Origin of the sequence: Mycobacteroides saopaulense (assembly GCF_001456355.1) — a bacterium.
Classification (GTDB): Bacteria; Actinomycetota; Actinomycetes; order Mycobacteriales; family Mycobacteriaceae; genus Mycobacterium; species Mycobacterium saopaulense.
The window spans coordinates 3,099,940-3,123,251 of record NZ_CP010271.1 but is presented as its reverse complement, the minus strand read 5'-3'; the positions used below and the strand labels follow the sequence as shown (position 1 = coordinate 3,123,251).

The following is a 23,312-nucleotide window of genomic DNA, read 5'->3' as shown; positions in this document are numbered from 1 at the left end:
GGCTCACTTTCTTCTAGCTCGGGGATAGCTGGTCTACCGGTCCGGCAGCGGGCGCTCGACGATAACGCTGCGGCCCAAGGGTTCCCGTTCGCGACGCTTGGCGGCCAGATACACCTGTGCCGTCTCGTCGGCAACGGTGGCCCAATCGAAGTCCGCGGTGAGCCGAGCCCGCGCCGCCACGGCCCGTTCTGCTGCGGCGGCAGGGTCATCGAGGGTGCGTTTGACGGCGTCGGCGATGCCCGCCACATCGCGTGGCGCGAAGGACAATCCGGTCTCGCCGTCGATGACGGCCTCGCCGAGACCGCCGACGGTGGACGTGATCAGGGGTGTGCCCGCGGCCGCGGCCTCCAGTGCCACGATGCCGAACGGCTCGTAGTGGCTGGGCAGCAGGATGGCGTCTGCATGATGTAACCAGTGCAGCAATTCCGAATGATCCAGGTTGCCCAGGAACTGGACTGACTTGACCACCTTGTACTTACGCGCCTGCTCCAGCAGCCAATCCTGTTGCGTACCATCGCCGGCTACCGCCAGCACCGTTCCGGGGTGGGCGCGGCGAATCTTGGGTAGTGCCGCAATCGCGTCGTGGATGCCCTTCTCGTATTCGAGACGTCCGACGAAAAGTAGTACCGGCGGGGAGCCGCCCGCCGGTAGGCGCGGAGCGAACACCCAACGGGTGACATCGATTCCGTTGCGGATGACGTGGATCTGCGGCAGCTCCGGCCCGAACAATTGGGCTACCTCGTCGAGCATCGATGCCGAGCAGGTGATCAGCGAGTCCGATTCGCGCGCCAGCCACCATTCCACCGAATGCACCTGCCGGCTGATGCGTCCCGACACCCAGCCGCTGTGCCGGCCGGCCTCGGTGGCGTGCAGAGTCGAGACCAGCGGCACGTCGAAATGCTCGGCGAGGGTGATCGCCGGATGCGCGACCAGCCAGTCGTGCGCATGGACCACGTCCGGGCGCCAATCGCCGAATCCCTTGAGACCCAAGGCCAAGCCCGCGCGGACCATCGCATGGCCCATGGCCAGCGTCCAGGCCATCATGTCGGTACCGAAGTCGAAATCATGCGGATCCTCGGCGGCCGCAACCACCCGGACGCCTTCGGAGATTTCGTCGGATGTCGGGTGACTTGCCGGGTCGGTGCCCGACGGGCGCCGGGTCAGCACCACCACATCGTGACCGGCCGCAGCCAGCTCGGTGGACAGGTGATGCACGTGTCGGCCCAACCCGCCGATGACCACCGGCGGGTACTCCCAGGAGACCATCAAGATTCTCATCGGGGCAGCCTCCGGGCATCGAGCGCGCCGAACAGGCCGTCCGCGCGGTTCCAACCTTCCGCCAACCGGCTCGCCGCGTCTTGACGTCCGCCGGCAAGTGCGGCGGCGATCTCACGGGTGGCGTGTGCGTGAAGGTGCGCGCGGTAGCGCGCGTAGTCGGCGGCCGAATCCTTGCTGACCATGAACGGCCAGTCGCTGGACACGGTCAGCAGAGCTTCTCGCAAGATCTGATCGGCCACCCGATTACGGGTGTGCGGCGCGGGCTGCTCATTGAGTGCCTTGTCGACCGCGGTGAGGGCCGTATCGACCACCTCGTTGTTCAGCTGCACCAGATCGGCGACCTTCTCGCCGTTCCATACGTGCCAGTCCTTGCCGGAACCCCATGAGCTGGCAGGCAAGTCGAACGGCTCTCCCACGTATCCCTGTTCGCGTGCCTGCTCCAGGGTGCCTACCTGGACACCGGCCTCGGGCAGTGCGCGAAGCACACGTTCGAGCCACGTCGGTCCTTCGTACCACCAGTGGCCGTACAGCTCGGTGTCGAAGGCGGCGATCACGTGCGCGGGACGCCCGATGCGGTCCGACTCGGCGATGAGGCGCTGGCGGACGGTGTCGACGAAGTCGCGCACATGGACGTCGATGGTGGCGTCGGCACGCTCCGGGTCGTACGGCGCCTTGGATTCCGAAGGCACGTTGCGCCCGGTGACGCGGGCGGGCTTGAGCCCGGTGTCGTGGTCGTAGGTGTGGAAGTCGCGGTACGCGGCATTGCCCGGATATCCGGACTTCGGCGACCACACGCGGTAACTCACTGTCAGGTCGCGGCCGAAGGCCACCACGTCGGAGTCGCCCACCGGGCGGCCCAGTGACGTATCACCTTGCAGGGAAGGACCGTCCACCATGAAGTGCTTGACCCCGGCGGCCGCATAGCCTTCCTCCATACCGGGCGCATAGGCGCACTCGGGGGCCCAGATGCCGGTTGGTGTATGCCCGAAACGCTGTGCGGCATCGGCCAATCCCTCACGCAGGGCGAAGTCGCGCAGCCGGTGATGCAGCAGAGGCTGGAAGGGATGGGCGAGCGGGCCACCCAGCAGTTCGATGGCCTTGGCGTCGATGAGGCTGCGCAGCGGGCCGCTGCCGCCGTGGCGCCAGTAGACGTCGAATTCGTTGAGTGCGTTCGTAGCGTTTCGGTGTTCGCGAACACCGAAGGCCCGCAGCATTTCCGGGCTCGATGCCGTACCCGGTTCGGCGTCGGTGCCGGCAATGGTGGCGGCCTCGAACGCGCGCAGCTGCCAGTTGGCCAACCAGCTGTGCAGCCCGGTCAGGCAGTGCGGATCGTCCAACTGGGCGGCCACCACCGGGGTGATACCGAGGGTGATCAGGTTTTCCCGGCCCTCGGCCGCCAGTGTCCGCAGCACCTTGAACAGTGGCAGGTACGCGGCCGACCAGGACTGGTACAGCCATTCCTCGCCGACCGGCCAGCGACCGTGGTTGGCAAGCCACGGCAGGTGCGTATGCAGCACCAGCGTGAAGAGCCCGGGAACCTTCTCCGTCACTGGATCACCGGTCTATCACCGCTATTGAAACCAGATCCAGACTCTGGTCAATGTCGCGTTCCCCCGCGTCGACGATTTCGAAGTCTTCGGTGGTCAGACCCGTGATGTCCGCGAGCAGTTCTTGCGGCCAGGGTGCGCCCGCGACGGCGCGCTCGATCTGTGCGTCGATGATCGAGCCGCCGTACTTGGCGTCGAGTTCGCGCAACCGCGGTCCGTGAAACACGCCGTTCATCGATTGCACCGAAAAACCGTTCTCCACAAGGAGCTCGGTGAGTTCAGCGCCGTTGAGCTCGCGGGTGTGGAACGGATTCAGCGGAGTGTCGCGCCCGGGGGAGAAGGTGATGCGATTCGGGGTGCTGATCAGCAGCGTGCCGCCGGGGCTGAGCACGCGGGCGCACTCGCGGATGAACTGGCCCTGATCCCACAGATGCTCGATCACCTGGAAATTCACCACCACGTCCACCGAACCGTCGGCAAGCGGCAGGTCGGCCAGGTTCCCGGCGCGCATGTCCACGCGTGGATAACGGGCCTTCACGTGCGCGATCGCCGATTCGTCGTAGTCCAGCCCGATGACGTGGCGGGCTACCTGCGCCAACATGTCGGCGCCATAGCCTTCACCGCTGCCCGCCTCCAGTACCCTGCGGCCCGCGCACAGCTCGCTGAGCCGCTCGTAGACGACTTCGTGGCGTCGGAACCAGTAGTTTTCCTCGGCGATGCCGGGCACGGTCCGCTCCCCGGTCAGCGCCAGGGTGGCGTCCGGGTCTTCGGCTGATGGGTCGCTTGCGCGAAGAGGATCAGCCGGGTGCGGGTCGGTCAGGTGCGAGTTCATCGTTTGGCAGGCTATCGGGTGAACGCCGTGTCTTAATACTGGTGGCCCAGATCACAGGCCGGAAACCAGGGGTGAACCGGCTATGGTGTACGGGCGAACCCCGTATGTTACCCGTGAGTAATAAGATCAGCCGGATTAGTCACGAAAATGTGACAGTGCGACCGGCTGGGCGTGGGCGCCGCGCGGAAGCACAGAGCAGATGGCCAGCACACCGCTGGCAGACAGCGAAGAGGAAGGACGATCGGAGACTCATGACGAATATCGCGGTCCTGATCAAGCAGGTCCCAGACACCTGGTCGGAGCGCAAGCTCACCGACGGTGACTTCACGCTCGACCGGGAAGCCGCCGACGCGGTACTCGACGAGATCAACGAGCGTGCCGTGGAGGAAGCGCTGCTCATCAAGGAGCGCGAGGGCGGCGACTCGGTGGTGACCGTTGTGTCGGCCGGTCCGGAGAAGGCCACCGAGGCCATCCGTAAGGCTCTGTCCATGGGCGCCGACAAGGCAGTTCACCTGCTCGACCCGGGCCTGCACGGGTCCGATGCCATCCAGACCGGTTGGGCACTGGCCCGCGCGTTGGGTCAGGTCGAGGGCGTCGAGCTGGTCATCGCCGGTAACGAGGCCACTGACGGTCGTTCGGGTGCCATCCCCGCGATCATCGCCGAGTACCTGGGTCTGCCGCAGCTGACCCACCTGCGCAAGCTCACCGTCGAAGGCGGCGTCGTCAAGGGCGAGCGCGAGACAGACGAGGGCGTGTTCGAGGTCGAGGCGACCCTGCCGGCCATCGTCAGCGTCACCGAGAAGATCAACGAGCCCCGCTTCCCCTCCTTCAAGGGCATCATGGCCGCGAAGAAGAAGGAAGTCGCCGTGCTGACCCTCGCCGAGATCGGCGTGGAGGCCGAAGAGGTGGGTGTCGCGAACGCCGGTTCCACCGTGCTGTCCTCCACTCCCAAGGCCGCCAAGACCGCGGGCGAGAAGATCACCGACGAGGGCGAGGGCGGCAGCAAGGTCGCCGAGTTCCTGGTTGCCCAAAAGATCATCTAAATCGACCCCCTTAATACCCAAACGAGAGAGTAACGAGAATCGATATGGCTGAAGTACTTGTGCTCGTTGAGCATTCAGAGGGTGCGCTGAAGAAGGTGAGCGCCGAGCTCATCACCGCCGCCCGCGTCCTGGGTGAGCCCTCGGCCGTCGTCGCCGGTCCAGCCGGCACCGCCGCGCCGTTGATCGACGGCCTCAAGGAGGCCGGCGCCGCCAAGATCTATGTCGCCGAGTCCGATGTCGTGGACAGCTACCTGGTGACCCCGAAGGTGGACATTCTGGCCAGCCTGGCCGAGACCGCCAGCCCCGCCGGCATCCTGATCGCCGCCACCACCGAGGGCAAGGAAGTTGCCGGACGTCTGGCGGCACGCCTGGGCTCGGGTCTGCTGACCGACGTGGTCGAAGTCCGTGAGGGCGGCAAGGGTCTGCACTCGATCTTCGGCGGCGCGTTCACCGTCGAGGCGCAGGCCAACGGCGATGCCCCGGTCTTCACCGTCCGTCCTGGTGCCGTCGAGGCCGCACCGGCCGCCGGTGCCGGCGAGCAGGTCACCATCGAGGTGCCCGCTCCCGCCGAGAACGCCACCAAGGTCACCTCGCGGCAACCGGTCGTCGGTGGCGACCGTCCTGAGCTCACCGAGGCCAGCATCGTCGTGTCCGGCGGTCGTGGTGTCGGTAGCGCCGATAAATTCAGCGTGGTCGAGGCTCTCGCCGATTCGCTCGGCGCCGCCGTCGGTGCCTCGCGTGCCGCCGTGGACTCGGGTTACTACCCAGGCCAGTTCCAGGTGGGCCAGACCGGCAAGACCGTGTCGCCCCAGCTGTACATCGCGCTGGGCATCTCCGGCGCCATCCAGCACCGCGCCGGCATGCAGACCTCGAAGACCATCGTCGCGGTCAACAAGGACGAGGAAGCCCCCATCTTCGAGATCGCCGACTTCGGCGTGGTGGGCGACCTGTTCAACGTCGCACCGCAGCTCACCGACGCCGTGAAGGCCCGCAAGGGCTAAACAACCCCATGGAGCCCTGGAGCCGCCACGCCGGCGACATCCAACCTCAGGGGGCGGCTGGCAGTATGCCACTGGACTATCCAGAGCCTCGACCATCGAGTCGAGTGCCCTGGATAGTCCTTTCGGCGTTTGTGGGGGCCCTCGTCGTGGGTCTGGTGGCGGCCGTCGTCATCGTCGGGTCCCAGCGCAGCGTCGCGGGCGTCGCGGTCATGGCACCGGGGGAGTCCCCGATGGCACCCGCGCAGGCGACGGTTCCCCCCGGCGCGACGGCGGGGGTCATCCCGCCGCCCAACGGGTCGAACGGATCGCTCGGCGGTCCCACATACGGGCCGGGCGAGAAGCTGGTACCCATCTCGATGCCCGCTTATGTGCCATTTGATTTCAACCTGCCCAGCGGGTGGGGGTGCATGCACACCGAGAACAAGCCGCTGGACAAGCGGGTCACATGCATGGACGAGGTCAACAAAAGCAGAGCGGCCGGCTGGATCGGGTCGAATCGGTGCGCCGACGGGTGCGGGCAGTCCACCCAGGACAAGGTGCGCGCGAAGCTGCCGGTCGATGCACAGTCCTGGAAGCCCGTTGACGCCGTCACGTTCTATGCACGGATGACAGGCACCCTGGGAAACGGCATGCGAGTGGTCCGAATCGCGATGACATGTGCGTTTGCTTCGACTTCTGGTGGAACCCGCGACACGCTGGCGGTGGTCATGTTGACCGGGCCGCCCGAAACCGAGGACACCTTGCAGAAGATCGCGAACGAACTGCGTTCACGGGTGCCGGCCTAGCGCCCGCTGCGCAGTTGGCGGCGAGAGGTAATGCCTCGCTTGGCGAACACCTTCCGTAGATGCCACTCGACGGTGTGCGCGCTGATGAACAGCTGCGCGGCGATTTCCTGGTTCGTCATGCCCTGGCCGGCCATCCGGGCGATCTGTGCCTCCTGGGCCGTCAATGTCTGTGCCGAGGCGGCCGCTGTGCCGGCAGCACGTTTCCGGACCTTGGCGCCCGTCGCCAGCAGCTCGCGCTGCGCCCGCTCCGCGAAAGCCTCGGTACCCATCTGCGAGAAACTCTCGTGCGCCGCTTGGAGTTCCGTGCGCGCGTCGGCTCGTCGATGGCAGCGGCGCAGCCACTCGCCGTAGATCAGGTGGGCGCGGGCCACATGCACGGAAATCCTTGTGGTACTGAGTCGTTCAATGGCCTCGCGATAGTGGGCTTCGGCGTCTTCGTCGACGGCGAGCAGCGCGCGCGAGCGTGCCACCATGCCCTGGGCCCAATCGGTCTGGCCGGCCAGCGTCCGCTCTTCCAGTTGGTCGAGTGCCTTGGCCGCGGCATCGTGCTCTCCGCAACGTGTGGCGGCTTCGATGAGTTCGGTGAGGCACCAGCTGTACAACCCGAGATCCTCGTGTTCACACGCCCTTCGTGCCGCGTGAAACGCGAGTGTGTAGCGGCCCAGGCCGTTGTTGAGCACGCCCGCGGCGTATCCCATGGCGCCGAGTAGTCTGCCTTCGCCCCTGGCCGCGCCGTCTCGCATGGCGGCATCGATGAGCGGTATGGCCTCGGGCTCGGTGCCCCGCCAGGCCGCCAGGACCAACGAGTGGTACCTGATCGGGGCGTGCCCTGTCGCGGCCGAAATGGCATCGGCTTCCTGGACCAGCTCGGCGGCCGCATCGAGCTCGCCGGCATGTACATGCGCACCTGCGCGGTAGACGAGCGCCGCCGGGAGCACCGACAGGGCGCCGGCATCTCGCGCGACTTGCACCGCGCGGGTGGCAAGGCGATGCCACATCTGGTCATCCCACACCTCGTGAATGGCCGATTCGAGCGCGATGGGGAACGCCTGCCACATCCAGCTGGTGTTGTTCGGACGGTCGGCCTCGCGGCGAATCAGGTCGAGGGCGTCGCGCAGCATCTGCGCGCTTGCCGCCGCGCCGTGGGTGATTCGCATCGCCAGACCGTCGAGTAAGAGGTCGGTCGGCCGCGGAGGTGAAGACCTAGCGGGCGCCAGGCGCGCGGGCTCGGCCACTTCGATGGCGCCCCCGCGCGGGCAAAGTCGTCCGCCGTACATGGCCGCCCCCACCGCATCCAGATAGGTCTCACGGGCCAGGTCGTCATCCAAATTCTCCAGGCCCTTGGCGGCCTCCAGCAGGCCGATCGCAGCCTCGGACACCGTGGCGGCGTCGTCGGTGCCCACGCGGCTCTGTGCGAAGGCGATTTTCGCGTGCAGCCGCACCGCCCGCGCTCGCGCCAATGGGTCCAGCGGAGCCATGTCCGCGACGGCAAGGAGGTCCCGCGCGGCGTCGAAGGCCGCGGCGTCGTGCTTCGCCTGGGCGGCCGCCAGTGCGCGCGAACCGCGCAGGGCCGGATCGGAGGTGAGCTCGGTCGCGCGCTGCAGAAAGGCGGCTGCTGCCAGGATGCCTCCGCGGGCCTGAGCGCGACCGGCCGACTGTTCGAGTTCGGCAGCGATCGACTCATTGGTGCCGGGCGCGGCGTGGGCGCGATGCCACGCCCGACGATCGGGATCGGTCGCCGGATCTGTCGCCTGCGCGAGGGCGCCGTGAATTCTTCTGCGTTCCAAAGGGTCTGCATTTCGGTAGATGGCCGAACGCACCAGCGGATGGCGAAAGCGGACACGTGTGCCCAACTCGATCAGACCCGCAGACTCGGCAGGCCCGAGGGCATTCAAGGAGATTCCGAGTCGCTCGGCCGCGCGCGCCAACAGTCCCGAATCGCCGAGCGGATCGGTTGCCGCCGTGAGGAGCACGGTCTGCGTCGGGGTGGGCAGCTGCCGCACCCGTCGTAGGAACGCACGTTCGATCTGGCCAGACAGCCTGGCGCCGTCGGGCCACCCGAACCCACCGGCAAGTTCCTCGGCCGTCAGGCCCCGGGGCAGCTCCAGCAGGGCCAACGGATTACCTTGTGTCTCAGCCACAATGCGGTCGCGAACTCGATCGTCGAGTAGTCCGGGAATCGCGGAATCCAGCAGGGCGCCGGCGTCCGCGGCCCGTAGCCCTCGCACCTGAAGTTCTGGTAGTCCCGAGAGTTCGTCGTCGGCGCCCTCGCGCACCGCGAACAGCATGGCGATCGGTTCACTGCCCAAACGCCGTGTGACGAACGCGAGCGTCTGCAACGAGACCCGATCGAGCCATTGGGCGTCGTCGATCACGCACAGCACGGGCTGCTGCTCGGACGCCGCCGCCAGCAGGCTCAGTACCGCGAGCCCGATGAGGAAGCGATCGGGTACCGGACCGCTGCTGACGCCGAACGCGATGTCGAGTGCTTCGCGCTGAGGGCCGGGCAAGGCGTCGAGGTGCTTCGACAGCGCGCCGCAGAAATGCTGCAAACCGGCGAACGCGAGCTCCATCTCGGACTCGACACCCGCGGTGCGGGCGATGCGAAATCCTTGCGCATGGTCGATGGCATGTCCGAGAAGGGCTGTCTTTCCGATCCCGGCCTCGCCCCGCAGGACGATTACCTGGCTGGGGCCGGACCGCGCGTCCGCAACGAGGCGCTGCAGCGATGCGCACTCGCGCGCTCGACCGCACAAACGCGATCCCTGATAACTGTTGACCACGTGCTCCGCCGAATCAGATGAATACCGTGGGAGTTTACCGAGCGCTCCACCGGTGCCCACGACTACGTGCTTTCCAGGGTTCGAACCCCGCGCTGAGCTGCGAGCGTTGCGGTGAGACCAGAAAGGTATGAGCGCAATGAAAATCACAGTTGTTGGGGCCACCGGCCAAATCGGTTCACGGGTGGTGTCGTTGCTCACCGCAGACGGCCATGAGGTGGTGGCGGCATCGCTGTCCTCGGGCGCGAACGTCGTGACCGGCGAGGGATTGGTCGACGCGTTGGCAGGGTCGAATGTGGTAATCGATGTTGTCAATTCTCCGTCGTTCGACGACGGCCCGGTGATGGACTTCTTCACAGCCTCGGCACGCAATCTCGTTGACGCGGCGAACCAGACCGGCGTGGGCCACTACGTCGCACTCTCCATCGTCGGCGCGGACGGTCTGCCGGACAGCGGCTACATGCGGGCGAAAGTGGCGCAGGAGAACATCATTACCGAATCTGGATTGCCCTACACCATTGTGCGGGCCACCCAGTTCCAGGAATTCGCGGAGGCGATCACCGACACGCTGGTCGTCGGCGACGAGATCCGGGTGCCCGACGCCAGGATTCAGCTGATCGCCGTCGACGATGTGTCCGCACAGGTGGCACAGGCCGCGGAGGCAGAGCCCCGCAACGGGATCATCAATATCGGTGGGCCAGAAAAGCTTTCGTTCGCAGACATGGCGCGGGCGGTACTCGACGCGCGCGGCGATGACAAGCCGGTGGTGGTGGACTCCGGTGCTACCTACTTCGGTACGCCCGTGGATGACTTCAGTCTGGTCACCGGTGAGGACGGTGTGTTGACGCAGACCCGGTTCGCCGATTGGCCGGCTCGCCGGTGATCGCGAATGACCCGATGAGCGCACTGACGGTGCTGCAGACCGTGACACCGCCGGTGATCCCGTCCGACGCCCACGTGATGACGGTGCAGATCGAGTGGCCTGCCGGTAGTTCGGGGACTCCACCACATCGTCATCCGGGCGGTCCGGCGTTCGGCTACGTGGTGGAGGGGGAGATGCTCTTCGAGTTGGAGGGCCAAGCGCCGCGCGTGGTCAAGGCCGGTGAGGCGTTCTGGGAGCCCGGCGGCGATGTCATCCACTACTCGGATGCCAACAACCGCACCGATACCGCGTTGCGCTTCGTGGTCACCATGATGTGCAAACCCGGCGCGCCGATGTTGGTGCTGGTCGACGAGGAGGAACTTCGACAGCGGGCCGATCAGAGGGTGTCCGCGTAGCGTCTGTTCGCTCCGCGTTTGCCTTTCGGATCCACTTCCGCAAGCACGCATTTGGCGTACTGAACGCCGCAATTAACGGATCGTGCATGGACACGACACGCTTCCGATGCCGTTCCGCTGCATAACTCGGCGAATCTCGCAGTCATGAGCACCGCATCAGTTCTCATCGCCGCAGATCAATCCATGCTAGACGTCGCGGGCACAAACGGGGACGCTCCATTGGGTCCTCGGTACACCCTGCTGCTCTCGAACGATCCCGCCGATATCGATGCCGTGCAACGGCTTCGATACGACGTGTTCAGCAGTGAGCCCGGGTTTCAGCTCGCGAGCACTCCGGCAGCGTTCGAAGGGCGCGATGCCGACCGTTTCGACGAGCACTGCGATCACCTGCTGGTGCGCGAGGACACCTCGGGTGACGTGGTGGGCTGCTACCGGATGCTGCCGCCGCCCGGCGCCATAGCCGCCGGAGGGCTGTACAGCGCAACGGAATTCGACATCAGTGGGCTCGATTCACTGCGCCCCCAGCTGGTGGAGATGGGACGCGCCGTGGTGCGGAGCGATCACCGCAACGGAGCGGTGGTGCTGCTGATGTGGGCCGGAATCTTGGCCTACCTGGACCGCTGCGACTACACCTACGTCACCGGCTGTGTGTCGGTTCCCATGCAGGACAGCCCCGAGCAAGCGCCGGGCAGCCAGGTACGCGCCGTGCGCGACTTCGTCATGAAGCGTCATGCCGCGGCGCCGGAGTACACGGTGCGCCCCTACAACCCGGTAGTTGTCGACGGCATGGGCCTCGATGACATCGAACCGCCGGCCAAGGTGCAGGTGCCGGCACTGATGCGGGGATACCTGAGGCTCGGCGCCAAGGTTCTCGGGGAGCCGGCGCACGACCCCGACTTCGGTGTGGCCGACTTCATGGCGCTGCTCAACAAGGACGAGGCCGACGTGCGGTACTTGAAGCGGCTGAGGTCCGTTGGGGCGGCATCGGAAATCGGTTCGGCAGCGGCAGCCGGCCAGGAATAGCGATGGCACCCGAATACGCTCACGCCTGGCTGCCGAAGGCAACCTGTGACGACAGCTGCATGCGGGCCAATCCCATCGACGAGCCCGGGCGACTGATGCGCACCGTTCGGACCGCGACGCGTATCGCCATGGCGATCACGTTGTTGACCCTGGCACCCTTGCTGGGGATACCGCTGCCCGGACGGGTGCGCTGGCAGCGTGGCTACTGCCGGTTGATGCTGCGCTGCCTCGGCGTGCGCATCAGCGTCTCCGGCGGTCCGATTCGCGATATCCGGGGTTCCCTGGTGGTCGCCGGGCACGTGTCCTGGGTCGACGTCTTCGCGATCGGAGCGGTGCTCCCGGGCTCGTTCGTCGCCCGGGCTGACCTGATCGACTGGCCAGGACTGGGCGTCATCGCGCGGATGATGCGGGTCATCCCGATCGAACGGGGGAACCTGCGCACACTGCCCCGGGTGGTCGACACTGTCGCGTCCCGGTTGGAGGCCGGCCAGACGGTGGTGGCATTCCCGGAGGGCACCACGTGGTGCGGTCGTGCGTACGGGTCATTCCGCCCGGCGATGTTCCAGGCAGCCATCGACGCGCAGCGCCCGGTGCAGCCGCTGCGGCTGACGTATCAGCACCTCAACGGCGAGCTCTCGACCGTTCCGGCCTATGTCGGCGAGGACACCCTGATGGCGTCCATCCGACGACTCACGGCAACGCGGATGACCGTGGCACATATCCAGGTGGCCGGGCTGCAATTGCCCGGTGAGAGCCGCCGTGATCTGGCCAGCCGCTGTGAGGCCGCCGTCCGAGCGGGCGACCGAACCCCGCACATCCACAGCCACCCGGAGCGCCCGGAGCCGATCGCAGCCTGACGCGATTGGACGAGCCCACCTGGGTGGGACCTATCCTGGATGCGTTATGTCTGCTGCTCGAACCCCAGCTGAAGGTGTGGTCTACCTGGACCACGCCGCAACCACCCCGATGCGCCCGGCCGCCATCGAGGCGATGGCCGCCACCATGGCGCAGACCGGGAACGCCGCCTCGTTGCACGGTGCGGGCCGTGACGCCCGCCGGCGGGTGGAGGAATCGCGTGAGTCAATCGCCGCGGCCCTGGGCGCCCGGCCCTCCGAGGTGATCTTCACCGCCGGTGGCACCGAGAGTGACAACCTCGCCGTCAAGGGCATCTACTGGGCGCGCCGCGACACCGATCCGCGACGCAGACGAATCATCGCCAGTGCCGTCGAGCACCATGCGGTGCTGGATGCCGTGCAGTGGCTCTCCGACCACGAGGGCGCCGAGATCACCTGGTTGCCCGTCGACGAGGCCGGCACCGTGACGCCCGGGGCGCTGCGCGCGGCCCTTGCCGAGCACGACGACGTCGCACTTATCACGGTGATGTGGGCCAACAACGAGGTCGGCACCATCAACCCGATCTGTGAACTGGCCTCCATCGCTTCCGAATTCGATATCCCCATGCACAGCGATGCCATCGGCGCGGTGGGTCAGCTGGATGTCGATTTCGCGCTCAGCGGGCTGTCGGCGATGAGCGTGGCCGCGCACAAGTTCGGCGGCCCCATGGGCGTCGGCGCGCTGCTACTTCGAAGGGAAACCGCTTGTGTCCCCTTGTTACACGGCGGTGGACACGAACGCGATATCCGTTCTGGCACTCCTGACACCGCGGCCATCGTGGCAATGTCGACGGCACTCGTGGAGGCCGTCGCGGAACGGTGTGAGGGTGCTGTGGCGTTGGCGGCCCTGCGCGATGCGCTGATCGATCATGTGCTGGCGCAGATCGAGGGTTCCACGCTCAACGGTGCGCCCGGATGCGGCAGATTGCCAGGAAACGCTCATTTCACGTTTGCCGGTTGCGAGGGCGACTCCCTGCTGATGTTGTTGGACGCCAATGGCATCGAGTGTTCTACCGGCTCCGCCTGCACCGCGGGCGTCGCGCGGCCCTCACATGTGCTCATCGAAATGGGGATCGATCCCGAAGTCGCGCGTGGATCCTTGCGATTCACCTTCGGCCACACCTCGGTGCCCTCGGACGTAGACCGTGCGGTCGAAGCGTTGCATGCCGCCGTTCCCCGTGCGCGGGCCGCTGCGCTCGCCAGCGCGGGAGGCCGGTCATGAAGGTGCTCGCCGCCATGAGCGGGGGAGTGGACTCCTCGGTGGCGGCCGCGCGCATGGTGGACGCCGGACACGATGTGGTGGGCGTGCACCTGGCATTGTCGGCCGCACCGGGAACCCTGCGCACGGGATCTCGCGGATGCTGTTCGAAGGAGGACGCCGCCGATGCGCGCCGTGTCGCCGACATGCTCGGAATACCTTTCTATGTATGGGATTTCGCGGATCGATTCAAAGAAGAGGTCATCGACGACTTCGTCGAGGCATATGCGGAGGGGCGCACCCCGAATCCGTGCGTGAAGTGCAACGAGAAGATCAAGTTCGCGGCGCTGGCGGACAGGGCCGTCGCCCTGGGTTTCGATGCGGTGGCCACCGGTCACTACGCACGGCTGCACGACGGCAGGCTGCGGCGTGCGGTCGATGAGGACAAGGACCAGTCCTATGTGCTGGGGGTGCTCACGCCGGAACAGTTGAGCCGTGCGCTGTTCCCGGTCGGTGACAGCCCCAAGCCCGATATCCGGGCGGAGGCCGAGCAGCGCGGACTGCTGGTCGCGAACAAGCCCGACAGCCATGACATCTGCTTCATTCCTTCCGGGGACACGCAGGCCTTCCTCGGCGCGCGCATCGGAGTGCGCAGAGGAAATGTGGTGGATGCCGACGGCAGTGTGCTGGCAACCCACGCCGGGGTGCACGAGTTCACCATCGGCCAGCGCAAGGGCCTCGGGCTGGTCGGACCCGCCGCGGACGGCCGACCCCGATACGTCACGTCGATCGATGCCGAGACCGCCACCGTAAAGGTGGGAACCGTTGAGGATCTCGAGATTTGGGAGTTCGGGGGTGAGCCGGTGGTGTGGACCTCCGGTCGGGTCCCGGCCGAGCCCGTCGAATGCCAGGTTCAGGTACGCGCGCACGGATCGGTGGTCGACGCCATTGTCGAGCCCGCCGCCGACCGGATCCAGGTCCGTCTGCGTACCGCCCTGCGGGGAGTGGCCCCCGGGCAGACCGTGGTGCTGTACCGTCCCGATGCCGAGGGCGACGAGGTGCTCGGCAGCGCCATCATCACGCGCTGATTCACAGCGCGGGTACGAGCCGCGCCTGAACGTACCGCAGGGTTTCGTCGAGATGCTCCAGTGAGAGCGCGTTGTCCTGGCCTAGATGGATTTGAATCTGATACTCGGGTTGTCGGTCTCGCCCGAATATTGGAACTACTACGAATTCGGTTGTTGAGAGGGAACTTTCGAGCGTCGCGGTGACCGATTGCAGGCTCACGATGGTCATGAGTGTGGTGAGCTGTCGTGCGAGGAGGGGCGTCGAGTCGACCGATTCCAGCATGGCCGCCAACCGCTCGTGCAGCCCGGGATGATCGTCGTCGAATCGCCATGCCCCGTAGCCGCGGTCCCGAATGTCGGCGAGAACACGCACATGCCGGTCGATGTCCGCTCGGGTCAGTCGTGGCTCGACCTGGCGTAGCCACTGCTCGATGGCGGGTTGGTCGCGCCATGCCATGGCCACCAAGCCGAATGGGGGGTCGATGGGAAATCGCTGTCCCAAGTCGTGGGCGGTATCGCTTGGGTGCCCCACCGAGTCGAGCACCGCGAGATTCTTGGTGCCGATCTTCGACAGTGAGCATGCCGCACCCAGCTGCTCGTGCAGGTACAGCAGTGCGTCGCGGCCCTTGTCCAGCAGGGGGTGCTGTCGCCGCAGGCCATGGACCACCGGAAGTAGTCCGGCGCCGAGCGCATAGCGACGGTCCTCGCGTCGGTGCACCCAGCCGCGTTGCTCAAGGTCATGAAGGAGCAGTGAGCAGGTCGAGGTGGTGATCCCACAGGCTCGCGCCAACTCGGTCAACGTGCTTGCCGCCGGCGAATTGGCCAGTGCAGTAATGACATCGACGACCCTTTGAGTGGGCGGCGATTTCACCGTTGACACCGTGCGGCCTCCTCTCTACGATCCCTCCGATTATTTCGAACCCACTCTAAATATTAGGAGGATCATGATCAAGGTCGGCGTATGGGGGCCGGGTTCGATGGGTGTGGTCGCGCTGCGCGCGGTGATCGACCACCCGGACTTGGCTCTGACCGATGTGGTGGTGCACAGCGAGGCCAAGATCGGCCGGGACGCCGGAGAGCTGTGCGGAACGTACCCCGTGGGGGTCCTCGCGACCGCCGACGCTGAGACGCTCATCCAGGGCGACGCCGACGTGGTGGTCTACGCGGCGGCGGCCAATGTGCGTCCCCTCGAAGCCATCGCGGACATGGCCTCGCTCCTGCGTGCGGGCAAGAATGTGGTGTCGTGCTCGGTGGTGCCCCTGGTCTATCCCGAGGCCGTGGACGACGCGTTGACTCAGCCCCTTGCCGATGCCGCCGCAGCGGGCGGATCATCCTTTTTCACAACCGGTATCGATACGGGCTTCGCGAATGATGTGCTGCCGCTGGTGCTGTCGGGGGTCTCGCGCACCATCCGATCGGTCCGGGTGACCGAGATATTCAACTACGCCACGTATCCGGAGAAGGGTGCGGTCTACGAGATTCTCGGATTCGGCAAGCCTCCCGAGTTCGAGGCGTTCGCCGCCACGGAGGGCGTTTTCACGTTCGGGTGGGGACCTGTCGTGCATCAGATAGCCCACGGCCTGGGTTGTGAGATCGATCGGCTCGAGGAAGATGTCGAGCGCCTGGTCGTCGAAGAGTCCTTCGACACACCCACGGGCCGCATCGAGGCCGGAACCGTTGGCGCGATGCGCTCGACCCTCACCGGCCATGTCGACGGCGGGCGAACGATTGTCGTCGACCACGTCAGCCGTATGCACGACGACCTGGCGCCGCATTGGCCGCAGCCCCGGATATCGATGGCGCCAAGTGATTTCGGCTTTGGCGGCGCCAGCGGTCAGGGTGTCTATCGCGTCGAGATCAAGGGATCTCCGGATATTGTCTGCGAGCTTGAGCTGGCCGAAGACCACGATCATGACCTCGGTGCCCGTATCGCCGGGGCGGCGCACATGGTGAACGCGATTCCCGCCGTCTATGCCGCGAAGCCGGGACTGTTGTCGGTGTTGGATCTTCCCATCATCACCGGAGTAGGGCTGATGGACGTCGAACCAGGGCTCTCCCCGGACAGCCGTCTGGTGGGCGGCGCGAAGTGAGTAGCAATGGCGAGATCGTGCGTGAGTTCTGTGGTCTGTGGGCGGCGATGGATGTGGAACGCATGATCGCGTTTTTTACCGAAGACTCTGTCTACCACAATATTCCGATGGAACCGGCGGTGGGCCGGGAAGCTATCGCAACGCTCATCAGGGGATGGTCCGCCGCGATGGAGGGCATCGATTTCGAGATCCATCGCCAAGTCTGCGCGGGCAATGTCGTCATGAACGAGCGCACCGATACGCTGCGTGTCAACGGGGTGCGAGTCCCGTTGCCTGTCATGGGAATCTTCGAGATCGCCGATGGCAAGATCCACGCGTGGCGCGACTACTTCGACATGAACACGATGACGGCGGCGTTTCAGGCGGCCTCTGCCTGACGTGTCAGGAAGTGGACGGCAGGCCGGCCGCACGCATGGCGATCGCGACACGTTCGGCGACGTACTGGCGCCCGGGTGCGGTGGGGTGCATGGGAATTCCCTCATCGCCGGCGCCGGTGCCCGTCATCGACACATAGCGCTGGAAGTCGGCGGCGCACACGCTGTGGTCGCTGCTGGTAGCCGGGATTACCGGGGTGAACCCCGCCTTCGCGGATTCGGCCACGATCGTGTCGTTCAGTTGGCGCTGTAGGCCGTTGAGGAAGGTGATGGTCTCTTGGGTGTTGATGAGCCCGACCAGACAGCCCTTGGCGTCCGGGGGCAGGATCGGCAGGTAGCCGACGGTGAAGACGCGCGCGTTTGGTGCCGCCTGGCGGATCGCCGCGTACGCGCCGGTCAGTTTCGGGCCCACCGAGGACACGTTGGCGGCGAACTGTGCCTTCCTCTCCGGCGGGCAGCTCAATGCGAACAGACAGTCGGTGGCGATCTGCTCGAATCCGGCGTCGTTGCCGCCGATGGACACGATCGCGACCTTGGTGGCGGGGGACAGACCCGTGTTCTGCGGGCCCCGGGTAGACGGGGTGTAGACGTCGGTGGATAGTGCGCCCACACAGGAGTAGTCGGCGAAGGTCATTTGCGGGAACGAGGAGGCCACCAGATGCGCCACGTTGTCGGTCGCCTGGTTGCACGCGGTGCCGACGGGACCAGTGATTGCGGCGGCGTTGGAACCCGCGGCCATGAACGAATCGCCGATCGCGACCAGCTGGGCACCTGTGGCGGGCTCGGCCGAAGCGATCGACGGGCCGCTCACCGTCGCGGCCACCACAGTGGCCAGGCCGAGCACCGTTGAGAGCGTCCTGAGCGCGCGCATGTTTCCTCTCCTCCCCGCCGGCCGGAAGATGGCCCCGATCAATGGTACTGAACGACCTATCGCCGTTTGCCCACGTCAACGTTACGGAGAGGGGGAGCTGGTTCATGCGTCAGGCGATCGAAACCGCTGCCTTCGCCGTCTTGCGCTCGGCACGCCTGGCCTGGCGCTCCAGGTACTTGGCCTTGACCTCCTCGAAGTCGGAGGCGGTCTTCTTCAGGTCGGTGATGATGCGGTCGAGGTCCTCGCGGTACCACTCGCCGTCGCCGTTGATGTCGTCGCGCTCGAAGATGCGCCACTTGCGCAGCACCGGCTGTACCACCTCGGCCAGGTGCAACTGGGGGTCGTAGACGCCGCCGGTGGCGATGGTGACCGCGTTGCGGCGGAATCCGGGAATCGTGTAGCCGGGCATGGTGAAGTTGTCGAGCACCTTGTGGATCGACTTCACCGCCTGGTTGGGTGCGATCTCGAGACCGGCCGCGACCATGTTGCGGTAGAAGATCATGTGCAGGTTCTCGTCATTGGAGATGTGCTTGAGGAGTTCCTGGGCGATGGGCTCGGCGCAGGCGACTCCCGTGTTGCGGTGCGAGACGCGGGTGGCCAACTCCTGAAATGACACGTAGGCCACCGAGTCGAAGAGGCTGTCGGCGAACATCTGGTCGCCGCCTTGGCGGTTCTGGCCCGGGGAGAAGCCGCGGGTCATCTGCTCCACGCGCAACTTCTCCAGTTCGATCGGGTCGACCGAACGGGTGACGACGAGGTAGTCGCGGATGGCGATGCTGTGTCGTTGTTCTTCTGCCGTCCAGCGATTGACCCAGGTGCCCCACGGCCCGTCCATGGTGAAGTTCATTGCAATCTCGCGGTGATACGAGGGCAGATTGTCCTCGGTCAGCAGATTGGTGACCATGGCGATCTTGGCGACTTCGGAGAGCTTGCACTGCTCGGGATCCCAGTCCTGCCCGCCCAGGGCCTTGTAGTTCTTGCCCTCGGACCAGGGGATGTAGTCGTGCGGATTCCAGTCTTTGAAGACGCCGAGGTGGCGGTGGGTGTTCTCCTCGACCACGGGTTCGAGCTCGTGTAGGAGCTCAAGGTCGGTGAATTCCTTCTGCGGCATGAGTGAGGTCCTCGGTTCGGCTGGATATCTGTGTCTGAAAGTGACAGATACATTGGACCTAGCGACCCGCGGCTGCCTCAAGTGACCAAGGTCCTCGATCTGCGGTGGGAAAGTCCCTTCGCCGAGTGGCTCCGGAGAGGGGTTCGGGCGGGCGGCAGGTAGCCACGGCCTGTACGTTCAACGGCTATGGCTGCGCTCCTCGACCGGTTCTTCCGGATAACCGAACGGCAGTCGACGGTAGGGCGAGAAGTTCGCGGCGGGATCGTCACCTTCTTCGCGATGGCCTACATCGTGGTGCTCAATCCGCTGATCATCGGCGGCGAACCGGGTCGCAATCACAACGCCGACGTGCTGGGTCAAGTACTGCCGGTGGGGCAGGTAGCGGCGGTCACGGCGCTGGCCGCCGGAGTGATGTCGATCCTGTTCGGATTCATCGCCAATTACCCCTTCGCGCTTGCCGCGGGGTTGGGCATCAACAGTCTGCTTGCGGTCTCGTTCGCCTCTCAGATGAGCTGGCCCGAGGCCATGGGATTGGTCATCGTCGACGGTCTGGTCATTGTGGCGCTGGGTATTTCGGGTTTTCGGACGGCGGTGTTCCATGCCATTCCCGACGAGCTGAAGGCGGCGATAGCCGCGGGAATCGGGTGCTTCATCGCCTTCATCGGGTTCGTCGACGCGGGATTCGTACGACGGATCCCGGACGCTGCGAACACCACGGTGCCGGTGGGACTGGGCATCGACAACTCGGTGGCCACCGTTCCGACGCTGATCTTCGCCGCGGGTGTGCTGTTGATGGGAACCCTGGTGGTGCGCAAGGTTCGTGGTGGTCTGCTCATCGGCATCGTGGTCATGACCGTGGTGTCCATGATCGCCCAGGCGTTGACCGAGCGCGGCGCACAGCCCGCCGACACCAAGGGCTGGAATCTCACGGTGCCGGATTGGCCGTCATCCGCGGGCGGCCTGCCGGATCTCAGCCTGCTCGGACAGGTGGACGTGTTCGGTGCCTTCACCCGGGTGGGCGTCCTGTCGGCGACGGTGTTGGTGTTCGCGCTGGTGCTCTCGAATTTCTTCGACGCGATGGGCACCATGACCGGTTTGGGGAAAGAGGCCGGTCTGGCCGACGAGCGCGGCACGCTGCCCGGGATCGGGCGGGCGCTGACCGTCGAAGGCGTGGGCGCGGTCGTCGGCGGTGTCTCCTCCTCGTCTTCCAACACGGTGTTCGTCGAGTCCGCGTCAGGTATCGCCGAGGGCGCACGAACCGGACTGGCCAATGTGGTCACCGGGCTGCTGTTCTTGGCGGCCATGTTCTTCACACCGCTGTACTCGGTGGTGCCGCTGGAGGCGGCGGCACCGGCATTGGTGGTGGTGGGCGCCATGATGATCGGGCAGCTTCGCAGCATCGACCTCACGCGGTTCGACTACGCGCTGCCCTGCTTCCTGACAGTGGTGACCATGCCGTTCACGTATTCGATCGCCAACGGGATCGGTGTCGGGTTCATCAGCTGGGTGGTGCTCGCCGTTGTATCGGAGGAGCCCGGGGCTCGGCTTCGCCGCGTGCATCCGCTGCTATATGTGGTGGCGGGATTGTTCGTGGTCTACTTCGCCAAGGGACCCATCGAATCGCTCATCGCCTAACGTTCTGCATGTGAACATGTGGGCGAAGGGAACTGGTGTCGGCTCCTGGCCGGGCGAACAGGTGCGTGCCGCGACCGAGATCGTGGTGGCCGAGCTACCGCTGCCCCATGTCGTGGAGCTGCCCGCGCGCGGCGTGGGAGCCGATCTGATCGGCCGGGCCGCGGCGCTGCTGGTCGACATCGCCATGGATGTCTCACCCACCGGCTACCGCACTACCGCCCGCCCCGGTGCCGTGGTGCGACGGGCGCGCGGATTCCTGGATCAAGACGTGGACGCGTTGGAAGAGGAATGGGAGCGCGGCGGTCACCGAGGCGGGGAACGCGCCGTGAAGGTGCAGGGCCCCGGGCCGGTAACGCTTGCCGCACAACTGGAACTTCCGAACGGCCATCGTGCGATCACCGATCCGGGAGCGGTACGCGATCTGGCGGCGTCGCTGGCTGAGGGACTGGCGCAACATCAAGCCACGCTGTCTCGCCGGCTGGGCGTTCCCGTGGTGGTGCAGATCGATGAACCGTCTCTGTCCGCCGCGCTGGACGGCAGACTGTCGGGGACGAGCATGTTCTCGCCGGTGCATCCGGTCGACGTACCGACCGCGACCTCGCTGTTGGACCAGTGCGCGGATGCGGTGGGCGGTGAACTGCTGGTGCATTGTTGTGCTGCCGATCCTCCGTGGGAACTGTTGCGCGGAGCCAATATCCGCGGGATCGCGGTGGACGCGGCATACCTGACGGAGGCGCAGGCACTCGACGGGCTGGCCTCGGTGCTCGACACCGGGAAGACGGCGGTGCTCGGGGTGATTCCCTCCGTCGCGCCGTCGGTGCCGATATCGGTCGATGTGCTGGCAACCCGCACCGCAAGCCTGGCCGACAAGCTGGGCTTCGGGCGGGCCGTGCTGCGCGATCGCATCGGCATCAGTGCCGGATGCGGACTGGCCGGCACGGATCTGCAATGGGCGCGTACGGCAACGGAATTGACACGTAAGGTCAGCGACCTCATCGATGCCGACCCGGATGCGCTGTGATGGACGTCTACCAGGCCATTGCCACCCGCCGGGACGTGCGCGCCGAGTTCACCGGAGAGGTCGTCGACGACGCAACCTTGCTGAAGCTGCTGCAGGCCGCGCATCGTGCACCCAGCGTGGGAAACAGTCAGCCGTGGGACTTCGTGGTGGTGCGTGAGCCGCAAGCGCTGGAGGACTTCGCCGCGCACGTCGCCGTGCAACGTCGCCGATTCGCCGAAAGTCTTCCGGAAGAACGGCGAAACACCTTCGACCCCATCAAGATCGAGGGCATCCGCGAGAGCGGCACCGGGGTGGTGGTCACCTACGACCACGGTCGGGGCGGCCCGCACGTCCTCGGTCGGCACACCATTTCCGACGCGGGCCTGTTCTCCGCGGTGCTCGCCATCGAGAACCTGTGGCTGGCCGCGGTCACCGAAGGGATCGGCGTCGGCTGGGTATCTTTCTACGAGGAACAGTTCCTGGCCGAATTGATCGACGCGCCAACACATATCCGGCCGATCGCGTGGTTATGTGTCGGTCCGGTGCGTGAATTCGCTGAGCGGCCCGATCTGGAGCGGTTCGGCTGGCGCAGCGGACGCCTTCTAGAGGACGCCGTGCACTGGGGGCGCTACCGGGACGCTTAGCGTCCCTTGAAGTCTGGATCTCGTTTCTCGAAGACCGCCCCAATGGCTTCCTGCAGGTCCTCGGACGGCAGAAACGCGGCGTTCCAGGTCGAGACGTACTTGAGGCCGTCGGCGACGACACTCTCACGCTCGCGTGCCAAGACGTCCTTGACGCCCTGCACCACCAGCGGGGGATTGGCCGCGATCTCGGCGGCGGTGGCATGCGCGGCGGCCAGCGTGGCCTCGGCGGAGTCGAACACGTCGTTGACGAGTCCGATCTTCTCGGCCCGTGCGGCGTCGATGTCCTTGCCCGTGAACGCAAGCTCACGCAGGTGACCGTCACCGATGATCGGCGGAAGCCGGTGCAGCGAGCCAATATCGGCGACGATGGCGACCTTGGCCTCGCGCACGCTGAACTTGGCGTCGGCGCTCGCGTACCGGATATCGGCCGCGGCGATCAGGTCGACGCCGCCGCCGATGCACCAACCCTGCACCGCGGCGATTACCGGCTTACGGCAGTCGGCCACGGCGGTCACCGAAGCCTGCAGCCGCCGAATCTCATCGAGAAAGTCCGTGCGCGGCTTGGCCAGGGCCTTGTCGGCCATCAACGGCATGAAGGTGCCCGCCATGGCGGGCAGGTCCAGTCCGTAGCTGAAGTGCGAACCGGCGGCCGCGAGCACGACAGCCCGTACCTGCGGGTCGGCGTCGAGCTCGGCGAAGATCAGCGGCAGCTCCCGCCAGAAGTCGGGTCCCATCGCGTTGCCCTTGCCGGGCCCGATCAGGGTGACCTGGGCGATGTGCCCTGTGGTCTCGACGGTGAAGGCTTTCCAGTCGCCCGCCGATGAGCCGCTTGCGTGAAGAGAATCAGCCATGGCCGTGAGCC

Annotated in this window: 22 protein-coding genes; 14 read left to right on the top strand and 8 right to left on the bottom strand. The window is 66.1% G+C overall.

Translation table 11 applies throughout. The annotated features are described in order from the left end of the window. Positions 1–33 precede the first annotated feature (33 nt). Genes MYCSP_RS15640 through MYCSP_RS15630 form a run of 3 tightly spaced genes read right to left on the bottom strand, consistent with a single transcriptional unit; the run spans position 34 to position 3,657 of the window. Positions 34–1,278 carry a glycosyltransferase family 4 protein gene (locus MYCSP_RS15640; protein ID WP_070909840.1) on the bottom strand — a complete coding sequence of 415 codons (1,245 nt, stop codon included), beginning with the start codon at positions 1,276–1,278 and terminating at the stop codon, positions 34–36. Further along, positions 1,275–2,828 carry a 1,4-alpha-glucan branching protein domain-containing protein gene (locus tag MYCSP_RS15635; RefSeq protein WP_070909841.1) on the bottom strand — a complete coding sequence of 518 codons (1,554 nt, stop codon included), beginning with the start codon at positions 2,826–2,828 and terminating at the stop codon, positions 1,275–1,277. The genes MYCSP_RS15640 and MYCSP_RS15635 overlap by 4 nt, the downstream gene beginning before the upstream one ends. Positions 2,829–2,832: 4 nt before the next feature. Further along, a complete protein-coding gene (locus MYCSP_RS15630; protein WP_088414241.1) occupies positions 2,833–3,657 on the bottom strand; it encodes a class I SAM-dependent methyltransferase in 825 nt (274 codons plus the stop codon). A gap of 251 nt (positions 3,658–3,908) precedes the next feature. Between MYCSP_RS15630 and MYCSP_RS15625 the strand changes: the two genes are divergently transcribed. The 3 genes from MYCSP_RS15625 to MYCSP_RS15615 all read left to right on the top strand — a co-directional run bounded on the left by MYCSP_RS15625 (position 3,909) and on the right by MYCSP_RS15615 (position 6,486). Then, positions 3,909–4,700: an electron transfer flavoprotein subunit beta/FixA family protein gene (locus MYCSP_RS15625; protein ID WP_070909843.1), complete on the top strand. Its 792-nt coding sequence runs from the start codon at positions 3,909–3,911 to the stop codon at positions 4,698–4,700. A 44-nt stretch (positions 4,701–4,744) separates the two neighbouring features. Continuing rightward, the gene (locus MYCSP_RS15620; RefSeq protein WP_070909844.1) at positions 4,745–5,701 is read left to right on the top strand and encodes an electron transfer flavoprotein subunit alpha/FixB family protein; all 957 of its coding nucleotides are present in this window, start codon (positions 4,745–4,747) and stop codon (positions 5,699–5,701) included. A 104-nt stretch (positions 5,702–5,805) separates the two neighbouring features. Then, positions 5,806–6,486, top strand: coding sequence for a hypothetical protein (locus MYCSP_RS15615; RefSeq protein WP_133054127.1), 681 nt, complete (start codon positions 5,806–5,808; stop codon positions 6,484–6,486). Here the strand turns inward: MYCSP_RS15615 and MYCSP_RS15610 are convergent. Next, on the bottom strand, positions 6,483–9,212 hold the full coding sequence (locus MYCSP_RS15610; protein ID WP_234809143.1) for an ATP-binding protein: 2,730 nt from the start codon (positions 9,210–9,212) through the stop codon (positions 6,483–6,485). The two genes, MYCSP_RS15615 and MYCSP_RS15610, sit on opposite strands and share 4 nt — an antisense overlap. A 193-nt stretch (positions 9,213–9,405) precedes the next feature. On the opposite strand from MYCSP_RS15610, the gene MYCSP_RS15605 reads away from it, so the two are divergent. The 6 genes from MYCSP_RS15605 (at position 9,406) to mnmA (ending at position 14,746) form a co-directional block, all read left to right on the top strand. After that, complete coding sequence (locus MYCSP_RS15605; RefSeq protein ID WP_088414239.1) at positions 9,406–10,149, top strand: SDR family oxidoreductase; 744 nt, start codon at positions 9,406–9,408, stop codon at positions 10,147–10,149. Between the two features lie 14 nt (positions 10,150–10,163). Then, positions 10,164–10,544: a cupin domain-containing protein gene (locus MYCSP_RS15600; RefSeq protein ID WP_088415641.1), complete on the top strand. Its 381-nt coding sequence runs from the start codon at positions 10,164–10,166 to the stop codon at positions 10,542–10,544. 144 nt (positions 10,545–10,688) lie between these two features. Further along, positions 10,689–11,567: a GNAT family N-acetyltransferase gene (locus tag MYCSP_RS15595; protein ID WP_070909847.1), complete on the top strand. Its 879-nt coding sequence runs from the start codon at positions 10,689–10,691 to the stop codon at positions 11,565–11,567. A gap of 2 nt (positions 11,568–11,569) precedes the next feature. Continuing rightward, a complete protein-coding gene (locus MYCSP_RS15590; RefSeq protein WP_070909848.1) occupies positions 11,570–12,424 on the top strand; it encodes a lysophospholipid acyltransferase family protein in 855 nt (284 codons plus the stop codon). A 46-nt stretch (positions 12,425–12,470) separates the two neighbouring features. Next, complete coding sequence (locus MYCSP_RS15585; RefSeq protein ID WP_083015489.1) at positions 12,471–13,682, top strand: cysteine desulfurase family protein; 1,212 nt, start codon at positions 12,471–12,473, stop codon at positions 13,680–13,682. Then, complete coding sequence (mnmA, locus tag MYCSP_RS15580) at positions 13,679–14,746, top strand: tRNA 2-thiouridine(34) synthase MnmA (protein WP_083015486.1); 1,068 nt, start codon at positions 13,679–13,681, stop codon at positions 14,744–14,746. The genes MYCSP_RS15585 and mnmA overlap by 4 nt, the downstream gene beginning before the upstream one ends. 1 nt (position 14,747) lies before the next feature. Here mnmA and MYCSP_RS15575 read toward each other — a convergent pair whose 3' ends face one another. Then, complete coding sequence (locus MYCSP_RS15575; RefSeq protein ID WP_083015484.1) at positions 14,748–15,605, bottom strand: MarR family transcriptional regulator; 858 nt, start codon at positions 15,603–15,605, stop codon at positions 14,748–14,750. Between the two features lie 64 nt (positions 15,606–15,669). On the opposite strand from MYCSP_RS15575, the gene MYCSP_RS15570 reads away from it, so the two are divergent. Both MYCSP_RS15570 and MYCSP_RS15565 read left to right on the top strand, forming a co-directional pair. Beyond that, positions 15,670–16,815: an NAD(P)H-dependent amine dehydrogenase family protein gene (locus MYCSP_RS15570; protein WP_083015481.1), complete on the top strand. Its 1,146-nt coding sequence runs from the start codon at positions 15,670–15,672 to the stop codon at positions 16,813–16,815. Next, complete coding sequence (locus MYCSP_RS15565) at positions 16,812–17,192, top strand: limonene-1,2-epoxide hydrolase family protein (protein WP_083015478.1); 381 nt, start codon at positions 16,812–16,814, stop codon at positions 17,190–17,192. The genes MYCSP_RS15570 and MYCSP_RS15565 overlap by 4 nt, the downstream gene beginning before the upstream one ends. Positions 17,193–17,196: 4 nt before the next feature. Here MYCSP_RS15565 and MYCSP_RS15560 read toward each other — a convergent pair whose 3' ends face one another. Both MYCSP_RS15560 and MYCSP_RS15555 read right to left on the bottom strand, forming a co-directional pair. Next, entirely contained in the window at positions 17,197–18,060 is an 864-nt protein-coding gene (locus tag MYCSP_RS15560) for an SGNH/GDSL hydrolase family protein (RefSeq protein ID WP_070910097.1), read from the bottom strand. Positions 18,061–18,169: 109 nt separating this feature from the next. Continuing rightward, positions 18,170–19,171 carry an acyl-ACP desaturase gene (locus MYCSP_RS15555; RefSeq protein WP_083015475.1) on the bottom strand — a complete coding sequence of 334 codons (1,002 nt, stop codon included), beginning with the start codon at positions 19,169–19,171 and terminating at the stop codon, positions 18,170–18,172. Positions 19,172–19,357: 186 nt separating this feature from the next. On the opposite strand from MYCSP_RS15555, the gene MYCSP_RS15550 reads away from it, so the two are divergent. From MYCSP_RS15550 to bluB, 3 genes are read left to right on the top strand one after another with little or no spacing between them, the layout of a single operon-like run. Continuing rightward, complete coding sequence (locus MYCSP_RS15550) at positions 19,358–20,806, top strand: NCS2 family permease (protein ID WP_083015472.1); 1,449 nt, start codon at positions 19,358–19,360, stop codon at positions 20,804–20,806. Positions 20,807–20,822: 16 nt separating this feature from the next. Continuing rightward, positions 20,823–21,827, top strand: coding sequence for a methionine synthase (locus MYCSP_RS15545; RefSeq protein ID WP_083015469.1), 1,005 nt, complete (start codon positions 20,823–20,825; stop codon positions 21,825–21,827). Further along, the gene (gene bluB, locus MYCSP_RS15540; RefSeq protein WP_083015467.1) at positions 21,827–22,450 is read left to right on the top strand and encodes a 5,6-dimethylbenzimidazole synthase; all 624 of its coding nucleotides are present in this window, start codon (positions 21,827–21,829) and stop codon (positions 22,448–22,450) included. Before MYCSP_RS15545 ends, bluB begins: the two co-directional genes overlap by 1 nt. On the opposite strand, the gene MYCSP_RS15535 is transcribed toward bluB, so the two are convergent. After that, positions 22,447–23,301, bottom strand: a complete 855-nt coding sequence (locus MYCSP_RS15535) for a crotonase/enoyl-CoA hydratase family protein (RefSeq protein WP_083015465.1) — start codon at positions 23,299–23,301, stop codon at positions 22,447–22,449. The two genes, bluB and MYCSP_RS15535, sit on opposite strands and share 4 nt — an antisense overlap. Between the last annotated feature and the right edge of the window lie 11 nt (positions 23,302–23,312).